Genomic DNA, 1,947 nt, shown 5'->3' with positions numbered 1-1,947 from the left:
TCAGCAGTTCGGTGAGCGTGGTACCGAGGCGTGCGGGGGAGGGAGAGACCCTGACGCCTGCGGCTTCGAGAGCGGCGATCTTGGAGCCGGCGTCGCCCTTGCCGCCGGAGATGATGGCGCCGGCATGGCCCATGCGCCGTCCGGGCGGGGCGGTGCGGCCGGCCACGAAGCCGACGGTGGGCTTGGCGCGCCCGCGCCTGGCCTCGTCGGCCAGGAACTGCGCAGCATCCTCCTCGGCCGAGCCGCCGATCTCCCCGATCATCACGATCGAATGGGTGTCGGGATCGGCCAGGAACATCTCCAGCACGTCGATGAACTCGGTGCCCTTGACCGGGTCGCCGCCGATGCCCACCGCCGTGGTCTGCCCCAGCCCCTCATTGGTGGTCTGGAACACCGCCTCATAGGTCAGCGTGCCCGAACGCGACACGATGCCGACCGAGCCCTTCTTGAAGATGTTGCCCGGCATGATGCCGATCTTGCACTCGTCCGCCGTCATCACGCCCGGGCAGTTCGGCCCGATCAGCCGCGACTTCGAACCCGACAGCGAGCGCTTCACCTTGATCATGTCGGCGACCGGAATGCCCTCGGTGATGCACACGATCAGCGGGATTTCCGCGTCGATCGCCTCGCAGATCGCATCCGCCGCACCCGGCGGCGGCACGTAGATCACGCTGGCATCGGCCTTGGTGACATGGCGCGCCTCGGCCACGGTGTCGAACACCGGCAGGCCCAGATGCTGCGAGCCGCCCTTGCCCGGCGAGGTGCCTCCCACCAGCTGCGTGCCATATTTGAGCGCCTGCTCGGAATGGAAGGTGCCGTTCTTGCCGGTGAAGCCCTGGCAGATGACGCGCGTTTGCTTGTTGATCAGGATCGACATTACTTGGCTTCCCGCACGGCTTTGACAATCTTCTGGGCGGCGTCGTCGAGGTCGTCGGCGGCGATCACGTTCAGGCCGGACTCGCGGATGATCTGCTTGCCCAGTTCGACATTGGTGCCTTCCAGGCGCACCACCAGCGGGATCTTCAGGCCGACTTCCTGCACCGCGGCGATCACGCCCTCGGCGATGATGTCGCACTTCATGATGCCGCCGAAGATGTTGACCAGGATGCCCTTCACCTTCGGATCGGCGGTGATGATCTTGAAGGCCGCCGTCACCTTCTCCTTGGTGGCGCCGCCCCCCACGTCCAGGAAGTTGGCCGGCTCCTCGCCATAGAGCTTGATGATGTCGAGCGTGGCCATGGCCAGGCCCGCCCCGTTCACCATGCAGCCGATCGAGCCGTCGAGCGCGATGTAGTTGAGATCATAGCGCGAGGCCTCGATCTCCTTGGGGTCCTCCTCGCTCTCGTCGCGCAGCGCCACGATGTCGGGATGGCGGTAGAGGGCATTGGAATCAAAGCCCATCTTGGCGTCCAGGCATTTGAGCTCGCCGCCCTTGGTGACGATCAGGGGATTGATCTCCAGCAGCGCCATGTCCTTGGCCACGAAGGCGGTGTAGAGCCTGGTGGTGAGCGCAACCGCCTGCTTGGCCAGGTCTCCCGAGAGCCCGAGCGCCTTGGCCACCGCCAGGCCGTGATGGTTCATCACCCCGGTGGCCGGATCGACCGAGAAGGTCACGATCTTCTCAGGCGTCTCATGCGCCACCTTCTCGATGTCCATGCCGCCTTCGGTGGAGACCACGAAGGCGACCCGGCTGGTCTCGCGGTCGACCAGCACCGAGAGGTAGAACTCCTTCTCGATGTCGGAACCGTCCTCGATATAGAGGCGGTTGACCTGCTTGCCCGCCGGCCCGGTCTGCACCGTCACCAGCGTGTTGCCCAGCATCTCGCTGGCATTGGCGCGCACGTCCTCGATCGACTTGGCCAGCCGCACGCCGCCCTTGGCGTCGGCAGGCAGTTCCTTGAACTTGCCCTTGCCGCGACCGCCCGCATGGATCTGCGACTTCACCAC

2 protein-coding genes are annotated in these 1,947 nt (G+C 65.7%); both read right to left on the bottom strand.

The features are described from left to right. The coding region (gene sucD / locus U1R88_RS35375; RefSeq protein ID WP_322435542.1) for a succinate--CoA ligase subunit alpha at positions 1-877 on the bottom strand (877 nt) is incomplete at its 3' end. Beyond that, positions 877-1,947 (bottom strand): ADP-forming succinate--CoA ligase subunit beta (sucC, locus tag U1R88_RS35370; RefSeq protein ID WP_322435541.1); only part of this gene is annotated, 1,071 nt, incomplete at its 5' end. The genes sucC and sucD, both read right to left, overlap by 1 nt.

The sequence above is a fragment of the Labrys sedimenti genome, assembly GCF_034424805.1.
Lineage (GTDB): Bacteria > Pseudomonadota > Alphaproteobacteria > Rhizobiales > Labraceae > Labrys > Labrys sedimenti.
This window is presented reverse-complemented; position numbering and strand designations above follow the sequence as displayed.